This window comes from Haloechinothrix salitolerans, assembly GCF_042662605.1.
Classification (GTDB): Bacteria; Actinomycetota; Actinomycetes; order Mycobacteriales; family Pseudonocardiaceae; genus Haloechinothrix_A; species Haloechinothrix_A salitolerans.
This window is the reverse complement of the sequence record NZ_JBHSXX010000001.1, coordinates 3,837,953-3,857,275: the sequence shown is the minus strand read 5'-3', so window position 1 is coordinate 3,857,275 and position 19,323 is coordinate 3,837,953. Positions and strand designations below refer to the sequence as shown.

The 19,323-nt window shown below is 65.9% G+C and carries 16 protein-coding genes; 9 read left to right on the top strand and 7 right to left on the bottom strand.

What is annotated here, in order from left to right; all coding sequences use genetic code 11:
- Positions 1-48: 48 nt before the first annotated feature.
- From ACFQGD_RS18285 to ACFQGD_RS18265, 5 genes are all read right to left on the bottom strand, one after another.
- Complete coding sequence (locus ACFQGD_RS18285; protein WP_345393528.1) at positions 49-891, bottom strand: ABC transporter permease; 843 nt, start codon at positions 889-891, stop codon at positions 49-51.
- Entirely contained in the window at positions 888-1,745 is an 858-nt protein-coding gene (locus ACFQGD_RS18280) for an MlaE family ABC transporter permease (protein WP_345393531.1), read from the bottom strand. Before ACFQGD_RS18280 ends, ACFQGD_RS18285 begins: the two co-directional genes overlap by 4 nt.
- Before the next feature lie 57 nt (positions 1,746-1,802).
- Positions 1,803-3,137 (bottom strand): oxygenase MpaB family protein, encoded by a 1,335-nt coding sequence (locus tag ACFQGD_RS18275; RefSeq protein ID WP_390221075.1) that lies wholly within the window; start codon positions 3,135-3,137, stop codon positions 1,803-1,805.
- Positions 3,138-3,580: 443 nt separating this feature from the next.
- Positions 3,581-4,177 (bottom strand): TetR/AcrR family transcriptional regulator, encoded by a 597-nt coding sequence (locus ACFQGD_RS18270; RefSeq protein WP_390183669.1) that lies wholly within the window; start codon positions 4,175-4,177, stop codon positions 3,581-3,583.
- A 164-nt stretch (positions 4,178-4,341) separates the two neighbouring features.
- On the bottom strand, positions 4,342-5,724 hold the full coding sequence (locus tag ACFQGD_RS18265; protein ID WP_345393540.1) for an aldehyde dehydrogenase family protein: 1,383 nt from the start codon (positions 5,722-5,724) through the stop codon (positions 4,342-4,344).
- A gap of 195 nt (positions 5,725-5,919) precedes the next feature.
- On the opposite strand from ACFQGD_RS18265, the gene ACFQGD_RS18260 reads away from it, so the two are divergent.
- The 3 genes from ACFQGD_RS18260 (at position 5,920) to ACFQGD_RS18250 (ending at position 10,080) form a co-directional block, all read left to right on the top strand.
- Complete coding sequence (locus tag ACFQGD_RS18260) at positions 5,920-7,704, top strand: AMP-dependent synthetase/ligase (protein WP_345393543.1); 1,785 nt, start codon at positions 5,920-5,922, stop codon at positions 7,702-7,704.
- A 195-nt stretch (positions 7,705-7,899) separates the two neighbouring features.
- Positions 7,900-9,090 carry an acyl-CoA dehydrogenase family protein gene (locus tag ACFQGD_RS18255; protein WP_345393546.1) on the top strand — a complete coding sequence of 397 codons (1,191 nt, stop codon included), beginning with the start codon at positions 7,900-7,902 and terminating at the stop codon, positions 9,088-9,090.
- Positions 9,091-9,258: 168 nt separating this feature from the next.
- Positions 9,259-10,080, top strand: coding sequence for an SDR family oxidoreductase (locus tag ACFQGD_RS18250; protein ID WP_390221074.1), 822 nt, complete (start codon positions 9,259-9,261; stop codon positions 10,078-10,080).
- Between the two features lie 881 nt (positions 10,081-10,961).
- Here ACFQGD_RS18250 and ACFQGD_RS18245 read toward each other — a convergent pair.
- Entirely contained in the window at positions 10,962-11,237 is a 276-nt protein-coding gene (locus ACFQGD_RS18245; protein ID WP_345393161.1) for a DUF1918 domain-containing protein, read from the bottom strand.
- A 205-nt stretch (positions 11,238-11,442) separates the two neighbouring features.
- Between ACFQGD_RS18245 and ACFQGD_RS18240 the strand changes: the two genes are divergently transcribed.
- From ACFQGD_RS18240 to ACFQGD_RS18215, 6 genes are all read left to right on the top strand, one after another.
- Positions 11,443-11,862, top strand: coding sequence for a CBS domain-containing protein (locus tag ACFQGD_RS18240; RefSeq protein WP_345393164.1), 420 nt, complete (start codon positions 11,443-11,445; stop codon positions 11,860-11,862).
- A 33-nt stretch (positions 11,863-11,895) separates the two neighbouring features.
- The gene (locus ACFQGD_RS18235; protein ID WP_345393167.1) at positions 11,896-13,968 is read left to right on the top strand and encodes a glycosyl hydrolase family 65 domain-containing protein; all 2,073 of its coding nucleotides are present in this window, start codon (positions 11,896-11,898) and stop codon (positions 13,966-13,968) included.
- Positions 13,965-14,630, top strand: coding sequence for a universal stress protein (locus tag ACFQGD_RS18230; protein WP_345393170.1), 666 nt, complete (start codon positions 13,965-13,967; stop codon positions 14,628-14,630). The genes ACFQGD_RS18235 and ACFQGD_RS18230 overlap by 4 nt, the downstream gene beginning before the upstream one ends.
- 193 nt (positions 14,631-14,823) lie before the next feature.
- Entirely contained in the window at positions 14,824-15,216 is a 393-nt protein-coding gene (locus ACFQGD_RS18225) for an Hsp20/alpha crystallin family protein (protein WP_345393173.1), read from the top strand.
- Between the two features lie 82 nt (positions 15,217-15,298).
- Positions 15,299-16,366 (top strand): glycosyltransferase family 4 protein, encoded by a 1,068-nt coding sequence (locus ACFQGD_RS18220; protein ID WP_345393176.1) that lies wholly within the window; start codon positions 15,299-15,301, stop codon positions 16,364-16,366.
- Positions 16,367-16,585: 219 nt separating this feature from the next.
- Positions 16,586-16,999 (top strand): Hsp20/alpha crystallin family protein, encoded by a 414-nt coding sequence (locus ACFQGD_RS18215; RefSeq protein WP_345393179.1) that lies wholly within the window; start codon positions 16,586-16,588, stop codon positions 16,997-16,999.
- Positions 17,000-17,182: 183 nt separating this feature from the next.
- On the opposite strand, the gene ACFQGD_RS18210 is transcribed toward ACFQGD_RS18215, so the two are convergent.
- Positions 17,183-19,291 carry an amylo-alpha-1,6-glucosidase gene (locus tag ACFQGD_RS18210; RefSeq protein WP_345393182.1) on the bottom strand — a complete coding sequence of 703 codons (2,109 nt, stop codon included), beginning with the start codon at positions 19,289-19,291 and terminating at the stop codon, positions 17,183-17,185.
- Positions 19,292-19,323 lie beyond the last annotated feature (32 nt).

The window sequence follows — 19,323 nt, the reverse complement described above, 5'->3', positions numbered from 1 at the left end:
GGCGACATCACTGGCCTCCGTTGCAGATGCGGGAGTTGTAGGGATCCATCAGTTTCCAATAGGAGCGTTCGGGTCGTTTCCGTAGAAGAGCTGCACCAGCATCATCGCGGTGAAACTGACCAGGACGAGGTTGACAAGCATGGACTGCGCCGTGTTCCGCCCGACGCCGACCGGACCGCCTCGCGCGGTGTACCCGTAGTAGCCGGAGACCAGCATGATCAGGAGGGCGAGCACAGTGGCCCAGATCGTGGACACGATGAGGTCGTAGGTGTTCTGGAACAAGAAAAGGAAGTAGACGAAGGCTCCCTCGGATACCGTGTCGAGCAGCAGTGCGTTGAAGAGGTATCCCGCGAAGCAATTCACGCCGAAGGAGACCAGCCACAGCAACGGCATCACCATGGCACCCGCGATGAAACGGGTACCGATGAGATAGGGCACCGAGCGGACACCCATAACCTCCATGGCATCGATCTCTTCACTGATGCGCATCGCACCGACCTCGGCGACAATGCCGCACCCGACCTTCGCAGCGATAATCCACCCGAACGCCACCTGCAGGATCCCGCGCATCGAGCCGACCGCATTGACCGCTGCGATATAGCTGTCGATGCCTATAGCGATGAACAGATAGTGCGCGGTCAGGCCGAGCACCGCACCGAACACGAACACCATGGCCAGCACGACCATGGAGTTCTGCCTGATCAAGATGCCCGCGTGCCGGAAGATCTCGGACGGGTACAGCCGGACGGCGATGGGGAGTTCCCGCAGTACCTCGACGCAGAACTCGAGTACCGTGCCGGTGTTGCGCACCGCACTGGAGAATGGGCCGGGCGACGCCGCGACCGGAGCCCGCCGCCTGGCACCTGGGACGTCTTGAGCTGGAAGCGTCACCGGAGACTCCCCACGTCTGGATAGAAACCGAAATACAGTGCGTTGTACGCCAACTGCTGGACGAACACGGCAAGGAAGGCGATGACCACCGCCTGGTTCACCGCACGTCCCAGGCCGATCGCACCGCCCGCCGCGGCGAACCCCTTGTAACAGCAGACGGTGCCGATGAGCAGGCCGGCGATGGACATATTGACCATTACCGACACTACGTCGACAACGCCCACGTTGCTGAATACGTTGGAATAGAAGTGAGAGGCCGACATGTGGGCGACGAAACTCGCGCCGACCTGCATGGAAACGAGCGTCACCAGCAGCGAGGGCACCGCGAGGAGGACCGTGATCATGGTGACCGAAATGACGCGCGGGACGGCGAGGTCGCGAATGGGATCGATCCCCATTACCTCCATCGCGTCGATCTCCTCGCGCACCTTGCGAGTACCGACCTCGGTGGTGAGCGCGGCGCCGATCACGCCGGCGACGACGACAGTCAGGATCCAGACCGTGAAGCTCCGCATGCTTTGCAGATAAAGCATCGGGCCGAACAACTGAACGGCGCCGACCATACCGAAGAACTGCACCGCCAGAATCGACATGAAGACCAAAAACCCAAACAACGCCGCCGAGATCGGCAACCATGACCGGCGCAGCGTCTCGTACATGTCGTCAACGACCGCGCCCCAATACCCGTGCGGGTGCCGGACCGCGCTCCACACCACTTCGCCGAGCAAGATGGCCATGCCCGCAGCCTCGTTGATGAACCGGCGAAACGGGCCAGGCACGGCGCCCACGGCCCGTGCCAGCGCCCCGGAATAGGCGGGAGGCCGCGTGCTTTCGCGATTTCGTGTGATTGCCATGTTCACCTGCCATAGAGGCCGAAAAGTCTAGATCGGGGTGCTGTTTCAGTTCGCAGATCATCTTGGTCTTGTGGACGAACGTGCTGGCGCGCTACCGCTAACGGCAGTTCCGGTGGATCGAATACCCCACGTTTGAGATTTGGACCGACGTGAGGCCTTCCGGCGCGTGAATGCGGCCCGACGGGTGAACAAGTCACGGGCACGGGCGCTGTTCCGAACGAAACCTTGGACAACGTCGTCCGCATCAGCAACGTCGCTCTCACCGTCGCGGGTGGCGGTTGCCACTCCGAAGGCATCGAGTGTCCGCATCGCCTTGATCTCGTCGTCGTGCGGAAGCACCCGGCAGATCCGGTCGTAAGCGACGATCAGGGGTTTCGCAGCCGGCAGCAGGTACCGCAGTCGACTGTTGGCGATCTCAAGCTCGTCACAAACGTCGTCACCCGCCCAGGATCGCATCAGCCCGTAAGTCAGTCTGCGCTTCTGGTGCGGTGCGAGTCGGTTGTCGATGAAAGCAGGGAGGACCTGATACCCGTCGATCTTCTCTTCGCACATGTAGTCCGTGAGAGAAGTCATCAGTGCGCGACTGCCGTCGTCCGCAGGGTGTTCCAGAATTCTCACCATTCCCGATTTCCGGCGAAGATCAGACCAGTTGCGGAAATTGACGTCCTCCGGGAGTCCGATCACGTGACCGATATACCGCCACATCGCCGTGATGTCTTCCTTCTCGTGCTGGGTGATCTTGACGCCAGCTTTCTCGAGTGCGACCACCACGGCCTCACAGAAAGACGAGCCCATCGTGTAGATCGAGTCGACGTTACTCACGACCAATCCCCAGTCGTCCCAGTCCCAAGCGTCACTGCGCGACAGGTGATAACGGACCGCCGCATGGATCCACCGCACTTGCATCGTCAGGCGGAAGCCATCGCCGTACCGGTCCATCGCTCCTGGACGGGTCGAGGTGGCCGCCCAGCGGAGTGTTTCGATCAGGCGTCGACCCACTTGGTCACGTTCGATTAATCGTCGACTCATGACCAGCGAACGGGTTCCGCCGTAGGATCGGAATCCAGCGCCGATGGCCGCATAGGCGAGCGCCATCACGACCAGCTTGCCGTGGCGCCAGTAGGCCACGCTACCCCGACGGAGTTGTGATCGGTCGACCCAATCGGGCACGTTGTCCACCGACTCGAAGAGTGCAACCAGTTCAGCGGGGGCGTCAGAAACGCTCTCGATCCCGTGCTCAAGCGCCTGGTCGAACATCGACTTCCCGTCGCCCCCGATAGCCTTCAGCGCACGGTAGGCCGCGTAGCCAAGTTCGTCACCGGTGTTGTACTGGCTCGTGAAGAACTCCAGGTCCCGACGGCCATAAACGCTCACGGCGTGTTCGTAGTTCACTGTTCTGCCGAGCTCACGACCACGCGGCACACCGGCCGGAACGTCCAGGCCGCGCCGCTCAGACTGCTTCGGGCGCACGGGCATCCCCTTCCTTGGTCACCCAGCGCCGGATGTGGCGTGGGCCTCGTGGGTGACAGACTACAGTATTCGTCACCTGACGCAAGCCGGTCGAGCTTACCTGATTGGGCATACATGAGTGGACGGGCAGCAACCGGACGAGCCCGTGCACGTCGACGTCAAGACGCTGCGGACGATCCGGCTCGCACAAAAGCCCGCGAGCGGGATCCGGAGTTGTCGCTGAACTCGGCGGTGATCACGCTCAAGCAGCGTCCCGATCGCGACGCAGGCGGTCAGCGACGAGCGAATGGCGCGGGACAATCGATCAGTGACACGATCCCGGGTGACACAGCATATGAGGACTCGACACGTTCATCGATCATCTGCTACCGCTGAACGAGCAGCGGGCAGAGAATATAGTCACGGACGTAGACCAACAGCGTTTCGCGGTCCGGGGCCAGCACCGTGGGGTGCACAAGAATCCAGAAGGCTTGATAGGTCATCCATCGAACCGCCGCTGCGAAGTCCACGTTACTTGCAACGATCCCCGCTTCGGCATAGCGTTCAAGAACTGGAAACCACGCCTCGTTCCGCGCTTCGAATATTTCGCTCGAACTGAAGACCAGCTCGGCCATCTTGGGCGCGTGCACAGGATCGAGCGCAGCCTCGAAAAGGACGAACTCGCGCCCAGCTTCCAGCTCTTCCACGAAGAGTTGGACCAACTGGTCGATCGACGGCTCAGCCTTAGCGCGCTCGGCGAACTGGCTGGCCATCTCCTTGAGTTGCTGGACAAAGAGAGCCATGACCAGGTCGTCCCGGCCGGAGAAGTACTTGTAGACGGTTTGTCGAGCGATCCCGGCTGCCCGGGCGACGTCCTCGATGCTGAACTTGGCGACCGTGAATCGCTCCACGACCGGGCGCGCTGCCTCAAGGATTCGCGCTCGCGTCACTGCGTCTGCACTCGAAGCCACGTGTTGTCCCATCGTTTCGAATCGCCGGCCGACTACGACAGATTCTGTCACTTGTCCGATGGCTGCCTTCATGTAGGCCAACCGCGAGGGAATGATCGGTGCATCCGAGGCCGTTCTCGCCACACTCCGGGCTGTCCCCAACCCGCAACCGACTCGCCCTCCAACGGCGCGCGACGCTAAAAGAGCCTGCGCAGGATCCACCCCTTCAACTTGCTGACCGGCGGGTAGAGCAGAGGGAGGTCTGGGCGGGTCCTTGTCGCTAGCACCGCTTTGCGGTGGCTGAAGGTGTCGAAGCCCCATTTCCCATGGTAGGCGCCCATTCCAGAGTTACCGACACCACCAAACGGGAGCGCTGGGGTCATGCAGTGCAGGCCCATGTGGTTGACAACCACTCCCCCTGAACTCGACTCGCCGACGACACGCGCCGCCTCCGCCTGCGACGAACTGAACAGATACAGCGCCAGCGGCTTCTCTCGGGCTCGCACGAAGCCTAGCGCGGCATCGAGGTCCCCCACTTGAACGATCGGCAAGATCGGTCCGAAGATCTCGTCGCGCATGACCGGCGCGTCGAGGTCGGGGTCGAGGATGATAGTTGGTTCGAAGGTCAGCGCGTCTGAGTCGGAGCCTCCACCACAGATCACCTGCCCACCGTGATCTTTCATAAGCAACGCGATCCGGTCGAACTGCCGACGATCGACAATGGGCAGTCCCCCGGCCTCATTGGCGCGAAATTCGGCCAGCGTGCCAACGATTGCTTCTACCAACTGCGACGTGACCGACCTGGAGACCAAGATATGGTCCGGCGCGATACAAGTCTGACCAGAGTTCATCAGCTTCGCCCACACGATACGTCTCGCGGCGACCTCGATATCAGCTTCCGCCGTTACGATCACGGGACTTTTGCCACCGAGTTCGAGCGTTACCGGCGTGAGATGTGCCGCCGCGGCGGCCATGACCTTCCTTCCGGCCGTCGGTCCGCCGGTGAAGATGATGTGGTCCACCCTCTGCTCGATGATCGACGATACCTCGACGGCGCCGCCCTCCACGACGGCGACCGCGTCGCTGTCGAGATGACGCGGGAGCAGGTCGGCCAGCAACCTCGATGAGGCTGGGGCGAGCTCGGATGGCTTGATGACAGCGCAGTTCCCGGCCGCCAGGACGCCCACGAGTGGGCCAAGGGCCAGGTAGAAGGGGTAGTTCCAAGGCCCGATGATCACTACCAGGCCGAGGGGTTCGCGGTGGACCCGCCCCTTCGCCGGCCATTGCGTCCACGGCATGCGGACCTTCTTGTCTGCCATCCATTTCTTCACGTTGCGCTTGGCAGTCGTGATCTCCACTTGAACGGCGGCGATGTCCGCGAGCCAAGCGTCAGCGGCAGGTCGACCGAGGTCGCGCTGGAGAGCGGCTGCGATCTCCCGCTCGTGGCGCGAAAGCAGCCCCGACAGCGCCTCAAGCTGCCGGACCCGCCAGCCCACCGAACGCGTGCGACCGCCATCGAAGGTGCGCCGCAGGCGAGCGACGTCCGAACCGATCTGGTCTCTCTCGTTGACGGAACCCATCGCAACTCCTGACTCGCCGGTACGCGTACGCACAGCGCCCTGCCGACCTTGACGCCACTCAAACACGATAAATGACAGTTTACGACACCTGTCGTCTGTATGCTAGCGTGGCGGCATCGCGCCGGCGGGCGCGCCCAGGTCGGCATCAACCCGGCGCGAACGCCGCTCCGTTCGTAAAGGAAGGCCAGCCCCGAAATGAAGCAGCAGTCCACCGCGTCAAATCTTCTGATCGAGGACGACGTGACGACCGTCGACGCACCACTCCGGTATCGAGCCGAACGTCCGGAACTGGCATTGATCGAACGACGCGTCAACGGCGCGTGGGTCACCGTCACCGCAAAAGCGTTCGCCGACGAGGTCGACGCCACAGCGAAGGGGTTGATCGCCTCGGGCGTGACCGCAGGAGACCGGGTCGCGATCCTCTGCTCCACCCGCTACGAGTGGACCGTTCTGGACTACGCGATCTGGCGCGCCGGAGCAACCACCGTCGCGGTGTACGAGAGCACCGCACCCGCCCAACTCGAGTGGATCTTGGCAGATTCAGGCACTTCCCTACTCATCCTCGAAACGTCGGCGCATTACGCACGTCACGAGGCGGTGATCAAGAACGTCGCAGACCTCCGGGAGACATTGGTCATCGACGACAAAGCCCTCGCAGCACTGACCGCGCGCGGCACATCGGTGGGGGATCAGGTTCTGGATCAGCGGCACGCGCACTCGCGATCGTCTGACATCGCGACCCTGATCTACACCTCTGGCACAACCGGCCAACCTAAGGGAGTCGCCCTTACGCATGCCAACTTCCTCGCCGAATGCGACGCAGCCCGTCGAGCGGTCGGGGTCGGCATGGAAGAAGGAAGGTCCACGCTGCTGTTCCTCCCCCTGGCGCACGTGTTCGCACGAGTCGTTTCCGTCGGCTGCATCGAGAACCGGGTAAGACTCGGCCATACCAACGACTTGCCGAACCTGATCCCCGACTTGATGGCATTCAAGCCCGAGTACGTTCTCTCGGTCCCGCGCATCTTCGAGAAGATCTACAACGCGACCGAGCAACGAGCCCAGGACGGCGGCAATGGGGAGGTCTTCGCAGAGGCCGCCCGTACCGCTGTCGAGTACAGCAAAGCTCTGCAGTCGGGAAACCTGGCTCCAGCGCTGGCCGAACGACGATCTTCGTTCGACCCACTTGTCTACGCCCCACTCCGTGCCGCGTTGGGTGGACGATGCGAAGGCGTCATCTCCGGCGGCGCACCGCTCGGCGAGCGGTTGGGGCACTTCTTCAACGGTGCCGGGATCCCCGTATACGAGGGCTACGGGCTGACCGAGACCACCGGGGCCGTAACGGCCAACAGTAACGTCGAACGGCGGATTGGTTCCGTCGGCAGACCGCTTCCAGGCGTGACCGTCGGCGTCGCAGAGGACGGCGAGATCCTCCTGAAGGGGCCCACGGTCTTCTCCCACTACTGGGAGAACCCGGAGGCCACCGTAGAAGCGATCCGCGACGGCTGGTTTCATTCGGGTGACATCGGGCGGCTCGAGGACGGATTCCTTTTCATCACCGGCAGGAAGAAGGAAATCATCATCACTGCTGGCGGAAAGAATGTCGCTCCGGCACAGCTTGAAGACACCATCCGGGCGCACCCTCTGGTGAGTCAATGTCTGGTTGTCGGCGACCAGAAGCCCTATATCGCCGCCTTGATCACACTCGATCCTGAGGCTGTTCCAGGCTGGCTGGAGCGGCATCAACTGCCGGCCACCACGCCCATACATGTGGTCGCCATGCACCACGAACTCCTTGCTGACATCGACGAAGTCGTTCAGATGGCCAACAGCACGGTGTCCAACGCGGAAGCGATCAAGCGGTTCGCGGTCCTCGATTCGGACTTCTCGATCGAATCTGACGAGCTCACTCCGACACTCAAGGTGAAACGTTCCGTAGTCGGATCCACCCGGTCGGACGCGATCGCTGCGCTGTACCGCTAGTCGGTGATGCTTGGCGAATCCGAAGCTGTCCGGCGACGCGCGCGAGCTTGCCGCACGAACGGCTGGGACGACATCTCGGCCGTTGATGACTGCCCCGCTGGGGTGACTTCACCAAGTAGGTGGTGCCAACGGAAGCTCCCGCGCGTTCGGCGAGAAGCGTCCGCTGGGCCGATCGGCGAGACGAAAGGATTTTCGATGCAGCGCAGTCTGTACACCGCCGACCACAAGGCGTACCGCGAAATGGTGCGCGAGTTCATCGCACGGGAGGTGTCCCCGCACCTGGAGCGGTGGGACGACGAATGCAACACGGGCCGGGAGGTCTGGCGGGCCGCAGGCAAGCAAGGCGTGATCGGACTCGGCGTCCCCGAGGAGTTCGGTGGGGCGGGTCAGCCCGACTTTCGCTACCGGATGGTGGTGTGCGAGGAGCTCGCCCAGGCCGGGGCGGCGTCGCTGTCGTCGAGCTTCGGGCTGCAGGACGACATCGTGATTCCGTATGTCGCGGACCTGGGCACCGACGACCAGAAGCGCCGGTGGCTGCCCGGGTTGGCCTCAGGCGAGCTCATCGGCGCGATCGCCATGACTGAACCCGGCGCGGGCAGTGATCTGCAGGGCGTGCGCACCACCGCCGTGCAGAAGGGTGACGAATGGGTGATCAATGGGCAGAAAACGTTCATCACCAGTGGTGTCAATGCCGACTTTGTCATCGTCGTCGCCCGAACCGCCGACGCGGGGTCGAGGAGCTTCAGCCTCATCGTGGTGGAGACCGGCACCTGTGGGTTCACCCGGGGACGGCAGTTGCACAAGATCGGTTTGCGTGCCCAGGACACCGCCGAACTGTACTTCGACAACGTGCGAGTGCCCGAAGTCAACCTCCTCGGCACCGAGGGCCGCGGCTTCTTCCACTTGATGGAGCATTTGCCTCAGGAACGCATAGGCATCGCGGCGTTCGCGCTCGCGGCCGCCGAGGCCGTGCTCGCCGAAACCATCCGCTACTGCTTCGACCGCACCGCGTTCGGGCAGCCCATCGGCGACTTTCAGAACACCCGGTTCCAGCTCGCCGAGATGACCACGGAATGCCACGTCACTCGTTCGTTTGTGGACGATTGTGTGCGCGCACTGAACACCGGCGACCTGTCATCGGTGGATGCCGCCAAGGCGAAATGGTGGACCACCGAGCTTCAGCAGCGCGTCATTACGCGTTGCCTGCAATTGCACGGCGGTTACGGCTACATGATCGAGTATGCGGTCGCCCGTGCCTTTCTCGACGCCCGTATCCAGACCATCTACGGCGGCACTACCGAGATCATGAAGGAGATTATCGGCAGGGCCATCGCCAGTCACCACGGGCGAAGCAAGGCTTCACCCAATCGTACGTTCTACGAATGATATGACGCGCGCATGGTTAACGTTCCCGCACGTCAGGCCGACCGGCTGTACCACCAGTGCCACGAATGGCTGGCGGATCGACGGCCACAAGCGATGGGTCATCGCACGCCAGGTTTTCGGCCGCGACATGACCGGCTAGCTGCCGGCACTAGAGAGAGGAACCAACGCATGACACGCACCCTCGCCGCGAAAACGATCCTGATGTCCGGTGGCAGCCGAGGAATCGGCCTGACCATCGCATTACGGGCGGCCCGAGATGGCGCCAACATCGCCCTGCTAGCCAAGACCGCCGAGCCACACGCCACGCTCGAAGGTACCGTCTACACCGCCGCCCGCGACGTCGAGGCCGCCGGTGGTCAGGCCCTGCCGCTCGTCGGCGACGTGCGCTCCGACGAGGACGTCATGAGCGCGGCGAGCAAAGCCGCCGAGCAGTTCGGCGGTATCGACGTCGTGCTCAACAACGCCAGCGCGATCGATCTGTCCACCACAGAACAGCTCGAGATGAAGCGCTACGACCTCATGCAGGACATCAACACGCGGGGAACGGTGCTGCTCAGCAAAGCGGCGCTGCCGTACCTGCGCCAGGCCGCGAACCCGCACGTCCTCACCCTGTCGCCGCCACTGAACCTCTCCCCTGCCTGGGTCGGCGCGCATCTGGGCTACACGCTGTCGAAATACGGGATGAGCCTGTGCACCATCGGATTCGCCGAGGAGTGGAAGGTCGACGGCATCGCCGCGAACTCACTCTGGCCACGCACCCTGATCGACACCGCCGCCGTACGCAACGTCATCGGCGGCGCGAACCGGGCCCGCACACCACAGATCGTCGCCGACGCCGCGCACGCGATCCTCACCCGCCACGCGCGATACTGCACCGGCAACCACTTCATCGACGACGAGGTGCTCGCCGAAGAAGGCATCACCGACCTGTCGGCCTACCAACCCGCCGATGGTGAACCGGCGCTGGACCTCTTCGTCGATCCCGCGTGATCGCGAACTCGGTCGAACTCGGCGGGCAGTGTTGCCCCCTCGCTCAACCGCTCCAACTGCTTGTGCAACGAAGCGTGTGACCGCTGCGGAACATCGCTAAGCACCTGCCCGTCGCGGCACTTACCGATCTCGAATCTCCACATATTGCAGTTCTTGAGGCCATGACCCGCAGTGCGGTCCCTCCTGAGTCGACGTGGTCGGTGACAACCGAACCCCGCGGCTGGGAGGCGACTGGCCCCCGTAGGAACACTTGCAAGAAGTCGATCATCGCGAATTATGGGGAGTGTATACGGGCTTTTAGTCGAAGTTTCTTCCGCCCAGCACGGCAGCCCATCCCAGAACAATGGCCTATATAACACCGAAACATTGTTGCCTACCAGGTCTGCCCGATAGTGTGGCGCCCAGCTCGAAAACTAGACACCGCGCTCACACGAGTCATCGCGCCCACAGATCGCCGGCGCGGCGCGGCTCGACACGTTGATCCGTGTGGTTAGTGTGCAAGTCCCCCCTCGGACACACATGTTAGCCACACGGGGTGCGGCGCAACTTCATTGCGTACACCTCAGCCTTGGTCAGCGACTCTGGCGCTGACGTGCCGTCCAGGTGGGCTCGCGCGGACGCTCGCCGCTTTTGAGTCCCGAGAGCCAGCGGTCGAACTTGGGCAGCACGTCGGCTTCGGCCAGGTACACGTTGCGCGGGTGCGGCGCCCTGTTCGCCAGCCGGTATTCAGTGAGGAACCCGCATCGGTAGTACGGGCGCTCGTTGCTGCACTGTCCGTGCATCCGGCGCCCGCAGACACCACAAGTACATCAGGCCGTAACACGTAAGTCTGACGGAGACGGTGGCGTTGGCCGATTGGTGCGTGCCGCGGCACCTGGCGGTCAGGTTACGGACTGCCCGCGGGACCGCGCCACAGACTCCTGGAACTGTTCGAGCCTGCGCGTCCGGCGCCGCTCGAATTCGTCCATCTCGGCGTGGCTGAGTACGTGGGCATCTGGGCCGGGAAACACCAGCGCGGTGTGGTCGTCGTCGGTCCATCGCACCATGTACGGTGGTCCGCCGTCCTCGGAGCGGACCTCGGTGATCAAACCCCGCAGCGGCTCTTGCCCTACCGTGGCGCGATCAACGACGAGCCAGTCACCTTCGTGTGCACGCATCGCTCCTCCAAACCACCAAGCTTCGCTATTGGGATCGCACACCCCCGACCGGTGTGCGATCCGTATTCGACGCTAGGGAACCCGTCACGCCCTCTGGCAGGGCCGGAGGTCCCCGGTGAAGCGGTCCTTGTGGCCCTTCGTCCGCCGCCCAGGCCGGGGCAGGCTCGGAACCGTTCCATGGACATACGGCAGCGATGGAGGAGCGATGACAACAGCACGAGACATCATGCACGCGGGCGCTGAATGCATTGGCGCGCACGAGACCCTGGACGCGGCGGCGCGCAAGATGCGGGAACTGGACGTCGGATCGCTGCCGATCTGCGGCGACGACGACCGGCTGCACGGCATCATCACCGACCGCGACATCGTCGTGAAATGCCTCGCCGCTGGCGGTGACCCGGCCACCATGACGGCCAGTGAGTTGGCGCAGGGCAGCGTCTGGACCACCGACGCCGACACTGAGATCGCCGACGTGCTGCGCGAGATGGAACAGCACCAGATCCGCCGGATCCCGGTGCTCGACGAGCACCGGCTAGTCGGTGTGATCAGTGAGGCCGACGTGGCGCGAAATCTGCCGGATGCCACCGTTGCCCATTTCGTCGAGCAGATCTGCGCCAAGTCCTGACGTCGCGGCTATCGACGTCTGGGGTGCGAGTACATGGCAGCGCCGTATCCGGAGCCGGAACCGGGGTGGGCGATCACCTGGCACTCCGGTGATCGGCTCCCCCGGGCGGTCGCCGATGCCGTGCTGACGATCGGCGCGCACGGACTCGCCACCCGAGGAGTTGCCGAGGAGGCTCCTGCCGACGCGCGTCCGGTGGTGCTGGCCTCAGGGGTGTACGACCGGAGCGTGCCGGGCGAGCGACTGCTGCCGCTGCCGTCCTGGACGGGTCTCGACATCGACCCGGCACCGGCGGCGTGGCGGCAGACGCTCGACCTGCGAACCGGGGTGCTGACCCGCACCGAGGCACCGGTTGATCACCAGCGTCCACTGCGGACGGTGCGGTTCGTCTCGGCGGTACGGCCAGGGATCGTGGTGCTACGGGCCGAGGCCACGCCGGGCAGGGTCAAGCCGGGCGACGCCCTGCGGGCGTATCCGGGCACACCGCAGGCCCATCGGACTTTCGACGGCCAGTACTGGCTCGCCTCGGCGCCAGGCATCGCCGTCGCGGCCACCCACATTCAGCGTGACCACGACGGGGTTGAGGTGACCGAGCGTATCGCGGCCTACGACACCGACGGCACCGCACGCGCCGAGGATCTCATCGCGGCGGTGCGCCGAGCCAGCGAGGCGGGTTTCGACAGGCTGCTCACCGAGCACCGCACCGCGTGGGCTGCCCGCTGGACGGACGCCGGCGTCGAGATCGACGGCGACACCGATGCGGAGCTGGCGCTGCGCTATGCGTTGTTCCAGCTGTGGTGCAACGTCGGCGGGACCACTGAAGCCGCGGTCGGTGCACGCGGCCTGTCCGGCGGCGGCTACGACGGACACGTGTTCTGGGACGCCGACGTGTTCATACTGCCCGCCGTCGCGAGCATGGCGCCCGACCTCGCGCGGGCGATGGTCAGCTACCGGCTTCACCGCCTGCCCGCGGCGAAGTCGGCGGCGGCCGAACGCGGCTATGCCGGGGCCCGGTTTCCGTGGGAATCGGCCTCGCTCGGCGTGGACGTGACCCCAGTGACGGGCGATCTTGGCGGGGAGACCGTCGCGATCAAGACCGGTCTGTGGGAGGAGCACATCACCGCCGACGTCGCCTGGAGCGCGTGGCACTACGCCCGTTGGAGCGACGACACCGCGTTCCTGCGCGGGCCGGGGCGGCAGCTGCTGGTGGCGACGGCCCGGTACTGGACGTCCCGATGCCGGCTCGCCGCCGACGGCACCGCCCACATCGACACCGTGATCGGCCCGGACGAGTACCACGAGGGCGTCTCGGACAACGCCTTCACCAACATCATGGCGCGCTGGAACCTGCGTACGGCCGCCGAACTGGTCGAACGCGCCACCGGAAGCTCTCCGGAGACCCGCCGGTGGCGACGGGTCGCCGCCACCCTGGTCGACGGGTACCAGCCGGGCACCGGCCGCTACGAGCAGTTCGCCGGATACTTCGCGCTGGACCCGCTGCGCATCGACGCGGTCGCCACCCCGCCGGTGGCCGCCGACGTGCTGCTCGGCAGGCAGCGGGTGGCCCGCTCGCAGCTCATCAAACAACCCGACGTGCTGATGGCGCATCATCTGCTGCCCGACGAACCCGCGCCGGGATCGCTGGTGAGCAACCTCGACTTCTACGGCCCGCGCACCGCGCACGGGTCGTCGCTGTCGCCCGCGATCGGCGCGTCTCTGTTGGCTCGCGCGGGCAGGCCGGATGACGCGCTCGCCGAGCTGCGCACCGCACTGCGCCTCGACCTGGACGATGTCACCGGCACCACCGCTGGCGGGCTGCACCTCGGCGCGATAGGTGGCTGCTGGCAGGCCGTGCTGTTCGGTTTCGCAGGCGCCAGAGTCGCCGACGGCGTGCTGTGGCTCGACCCGGTACTACCGAGCGCATGGTCCCGGCTCGGCCTCCGCTTCGGTTGCCTCGGCAGGCGGGTGCGCCTCGACATCGACCACGACGACGTCGCGATCGAGACGGACGGCCCGCTGCGAGTACGCCTGCCCGGCCACGCCGACATCACGGTGACCACGCGCGCCCGCGTGGCGCTACGCACCAGTCAACCAAGGAGCACGCGATGAGCCAGATACTGGCGGCCGCGCCGGATGAAGCCTCGGCGGTGTTCGACGTCGCCGCAGCGATGGCCAGCATCACCCACTCCGATGTACACACGCTGGCGGCGAACCCCGCCGACTACCCCGACGCCGACTCGTTCCTCGCCGAACTATCCCGGCCGGGCACCCTGCTCGGTGTACTCGTGCCCCACCCCACCGACTTGTGGCAGGTCATCCAACGCAGCGACAAACCGCTGATCGTGGTGCCACGGCACTTCATAGTCCGCTCCTCCCCCGCGATCTCGCGGGTACTGGTGCCCCTCGACGGCAGCACCGAAGCCGCGCTCACCGTGCGCGACACCATGCGGCTGCTCGCCGACGCCGACGTCGAACTCATCGTGCTGCACGTCTTCGACGCCGCGCACACCCCAATGTTCTGGGACCAGGCCGCCCACGCCCGCGACGGCTGGGAGCAGGAGTTCCGCGAGACCTGCTGCATCCCACCCGCTACCAAGGTGGAGCTGCGCCGGGGCACCCCCGGGCAGCGAGTCGTCGAAGTCGCCGCCGAACTGCACCCCGACCTGGTCGCACTCGGCTGGTCACAGAACCTCGCCCCCGGCAGGGCACGCACCGTGCTCACCACCGTCCGCGACGCCAAGCTCCCCGTCATGCTCGTACCCGTCACATGACCAGCAACCGCTCGGGACGGTCATTCGCCCGACAGGTGCTCCATCCGGTCACGGCCGGTGGGCGAAGGTCCGCCAACCCTGGGCATTTCGACCCTGCCGCCACCTTCGCTTCCGGGATTTGCTCGATGCTAGGTGCCGCACGGCGAAATAGGGCACCTTCCGCCAAGTATCCGCGTCGGGAAGGAGCGCCATCATGGCACCGATGCTGCGTCGACCCGCCTTCCGGTTCGCCCGTCCGGAGCAGTCGTGGCCGTTCCGCAAGAAGGAACGCGCGATCCGCATCGAAGAGTCCATTGAGGACGACATGTATCGGGTGCGGGCCGAGCTGCCCGGGTTCGACCCGAAGAAGGACATCCACGTCACCACCGACCGCGACACGCTGACCATCAGTGCGACGCGCGAATCCCACACAAAGCGCAACGGCCGCAGCGAGTTCCGATACGGCTCATTTACCCGGAGCAGGACACTCCCGGCAGGCGCCGATACCAACAACATCAACGCGCAGTACACCCACGGCGTCCTCGAAGTCACGATGCCGCGCCGCAGCACCCACGACAGCGCGGAAATCCCGATCACCAAGCACTGACGCCCCGCTCGCGAACGCGCGCCACCCTGGCGCGTCTGCGGGAACCTGCCCGCCATTGCCACCCCGTCGAAAGAGGCCCGTGATGCGGATCGGTCTGATCGCCCCGCCATGGATACCCGTCCCACCGCCCGCGTACGGCGGCACCGAAGCCGTCGTCGACAACCTCGCGCGCGGGCTGGCCACACTCGGGCACGACGTCCGGCTGTTCACGGTCGGCGACTCCACCTGCCCAGTGCCTCGCTCGTGGCTCTATCGGCATCCGGTCGCGGACATGGGCGCCGGTGAGCAGGAAGCCGCCCACGTGCTCGCCGCCTACGAGGAACTGGCCGACGTCGACGTCATCCACGACCACACCGCGCTCGGCCCGCTACTCGCCGCCGGATCACCGGACCCGCTGCCGCCGGTGATTACCACCGCCCACGGCGCGTTCGACGCGATGCGGCTGCGCACCTACACGCGCATCGCCGAGACGGCATCGATCGTGGCGATATCCCACGCCCAACGACGCTACGCCCGCCACATCCCGATCAGCACGGTCATCCACCACGGCATCGACCTCGACACCTACGTCGAAGGTCCCGGTGGCGGCGGGTACCTCCTCTTCGTCGGCCGCATGTGCGCCGACAAGGGCGTGCACCGCGCCGTGCGGATCGCCAAACAAGCGGGCCGGATGCTGGTCATCGCCACCAAGATCCGCGAACCCGCCGAACACCGCTACTACGAAGAACACGTGCTGCCCCTGCTCGCCCCCGACGACCCCCGCCCCATCGAAGCGCCGCTCGCCCAGCGCGTCGAGCTGATGCGCCACGCCGACGCTCTGCTCAACCCGATCACCTGGCCCGAGCCGTTCGGACTGGTCATGGCCGAGTCACTCGCCTGCGGCACCCCCGTGCTCGCCTACCCCTACGGCGCCGCACCCGAGATCGTCCAGCACGGCACAACGGGGTTCCTCTGCACCGACGAGGACGACATGGTCGGCGCGCTCGACCGGCTGCCCGACATCTCCCGCGCCGCCTGCCGCGACGCCGCCGTCACCCGCTTTTCGACCGAACGCATGGCCCGCGACCACGAACACCTCTACCACCGCATCACCGCGACCACCGCGTGGACCATGCCCGGCGAGCAGAACGCCGACCTGCCCTCGGCGTGAGCCGATCAGGCCACGTTGACGGCATCATTGTCACGGTCGGCGACGTCACGCACCCCATAGAGTCGTCAGTGCCTGCGGCCGAACCGTCAGCGAAGGTCCGCTCTCGTGGGGTATTTCGGCCCTGCTCCGCGCCCACGGGGTCGTTTACGTTCGGAACCGTCGTGGGGTGCCGTCCGGCGCCTCGCCGTGGAATCCCTCTTCACCACGAAGGAGCATGACATGACATCGCTGATCCATCGGCCCAAGTTCACCTTCGCCGACCCCTTCGAGTGGTTGGAGCAGTCCTGGCCGTTCGCCACGACCGAGCACGCCATCCGCATCGAGGAGTCGATGAAGGACGACGTCTACCACGTGCGCGCCGAACTGCCCGGCTTCGACCCGGACAAGGACATCCATGTCACCGCCGACAACGGGATGTTGACCATCAGTGCGCAGCGGGAATCTCGCGAGACCGGCGAAGGCCACAGCGAGTTCCGGTACGGCTCGTTCACTCGCACCAGGACGCTGCCGGTCGGCGCGGACACTGGCAAGATCAGCGCCACCTACACCGACGGCATCCTCGAAGTGACCGTGCCATGCCCCGCCAAGCAGCAGGCCAGCACCGAGGTCCCCATCAAGGTCGCCAAAGGCTGACCCCGCCACCGGTGGGCGTGATGGTGATGATCGCCGGCTCGTCCTTGTCTCATTGGCGCTGCCGGGCGCCGTCATCGACGAGTGGATGACGGCGGCGGCCGGCGTCGTGGCGTTCGCCGCCCCGTGGGTGTTCTCGTACGCCCACAGCAATAGACCTGTTGTGAACTGAACACGAGCGGGCCACTAATGACGCTCAACCCGGTGGCCGAGGCCGTGCACGACGGTTTCGTCCTCGGTGACGCGGATGGTCAGCTCCGACGCGCCGATGCGCAGCCCGCTGATCTCCAGCGGCAGGTAGCGCGCGGGGACGGCGGGATCGACGGCGACGTGGCCCTGCGGGAGCTGCGGGTCGAGCCGCAACAACGTCCGCAGCATCAGCAGCGGGGCCGCCGCCGACCATGCCTGCGGCGCGCACGACGTCGGATACGGCACCGGTTCGGTGAAGTCGTCACGGGAGAAGCCGCAGAACAGCTCCGGCAGCCGGTGCCCGAACTCCCGCGCCGCCGCCAGAATCGCGACCGCCACCCGCTGCGCCTCCGGCACGAACCCGTACCGCATCAACCCCGCCGCGCAGATGGCGTTGTCGTGTGGCCACACCGAGCCGTTGTGGTAGCTCATAGGGTTGTACGCGCCCATCGACGTCGCCAGCGTGCGGATGCCCCAGCCGCTGAACAGCTCCGGAGACAGCAACCACCGCGCGACCTCCGGTGCCTTGTCGTCGTCAACGATGCCGGTCCACAGGCAGTGCCCCATGTTCGACGCCAGCGCGTCGATCGGGCGCTTGTCGGCGTCGAGGCCCAGCGCGAACCAGCCGCGTTCCGGCAGCCAGAACGTCTCGTTGAACGTCCCCTTGAGCGCGGCGGCCCGGTCCGACCAGTGCCGACGCGCCTCCTCGTCGCCCTGCTCGCCCGCGAGGTACGCCCGCGCGCGGTACGCCCCGTAGCTGTACGCCTGCACCTCCGCGAGCGCGATCGGCGAGGCCGCGAGCTCGCCTGACGCGAATGTCACGCCGTCCCATGAGTCCTTCCAACCCTGGTTGACCAGGCCGTTCTCGCTCGCGCGGTGGTACTCCACGAAGCCGTCGCCGTCGATGTCGCCGTGCTGGGTCAGCCACGCCATCGCGCGGTCGATGTGCGGCAGCAGCTCCTCGAACTGCTCGTCGTCCAGGCCCCACCGGCGCAGCTCACCGACCAGCATCACGAACAACGCCGTGGCGTCGACGGTCCCGTAGTAGGCGGTACCGCCGCCGAGCGCGAGCGCCGCCGCCTGCCCGAAGCGCATCTCGTGCAGGATGCGTCCCGGCTGTTCCTCGGTGACCGGGTCCGTGACGACGCCCTGATGCGCGGCGAGCGTCTGCGCGGTACCGATGGCGAGGCGCTGGTCGATCGGCAGCAGCATCCACGACGTCAGCAGCGAGTCCCGCCCGAACAACGCCATGAACCACGGCATCCCCGCCGCGACGACCGCGCGCCGCGGGTGCTTCGGGTCGAACATCCGCAACGCACCCAGATCCTCGACGCTCTGCCGCAAGACGGCGGCCAGATCGACGTCCGCGGTGCTGACGCGGGGTCCGCGCTGGCGCCACTCGCGCAGGCTGCGAGCGGGTTCGGTGTGCTCGACCGGGTGACCATGCGGGTGCCGCAGCGGCAGCGGGACGTCGTGCTCGAACGGCTGCGTCGACACCGTCACCGACCACGTGTCACGCGCGGGGATCGTCGCGACCCACCGCAGCGTGCGGCCGGTCGCCTCGGCGGCTGCGAGCGACTCCACTCGCACCGCCTGGCCGAGTGGGGTGTGCTCGTGGCGGAGGTCGATCGCACTGTCGCCGTTCGCGACCGCGACCGTGCCGCGCGCGCCGCCCCTGCCCGCCTTGACCTCGAACAGATCCGCGAAGTCGGCATCGAGGTCCAGCGTGACGACGCAGGTCACCGGCTCGCTGGCGAGGTTGCGCAGCTCGACGTCCTCCCGCATCCCGTTGCCGACGTAGCGATGGACGAGCACCAGGAGCCAACTGTCGGCGTGCCCCGCTGGCGGCGGCATCCTGCCGATGAATGTCGCGCCGAACGGTTCCCCCCGATGGGTGATCAACGGCTCGGGCAGCACGCCGTCGAGGCGCAGCTCCCATCGGGACAGATACCGGCTGTCCCGCACGAACAGCCCCTGCGCCTGCCCGACGCGCACCCGGCCGTCGCGCTCGCTGATACAGAACGTCGAGCCGTCGATGAGCGTAACCCGGTCCTCGCCGAGCGCGCCGTGGTCCGGCCTGCCGGTCGCGGCCCATGGCTCGGTCACGGCTTGTGCCTCCCGGGGCTGGTCGGATGCGG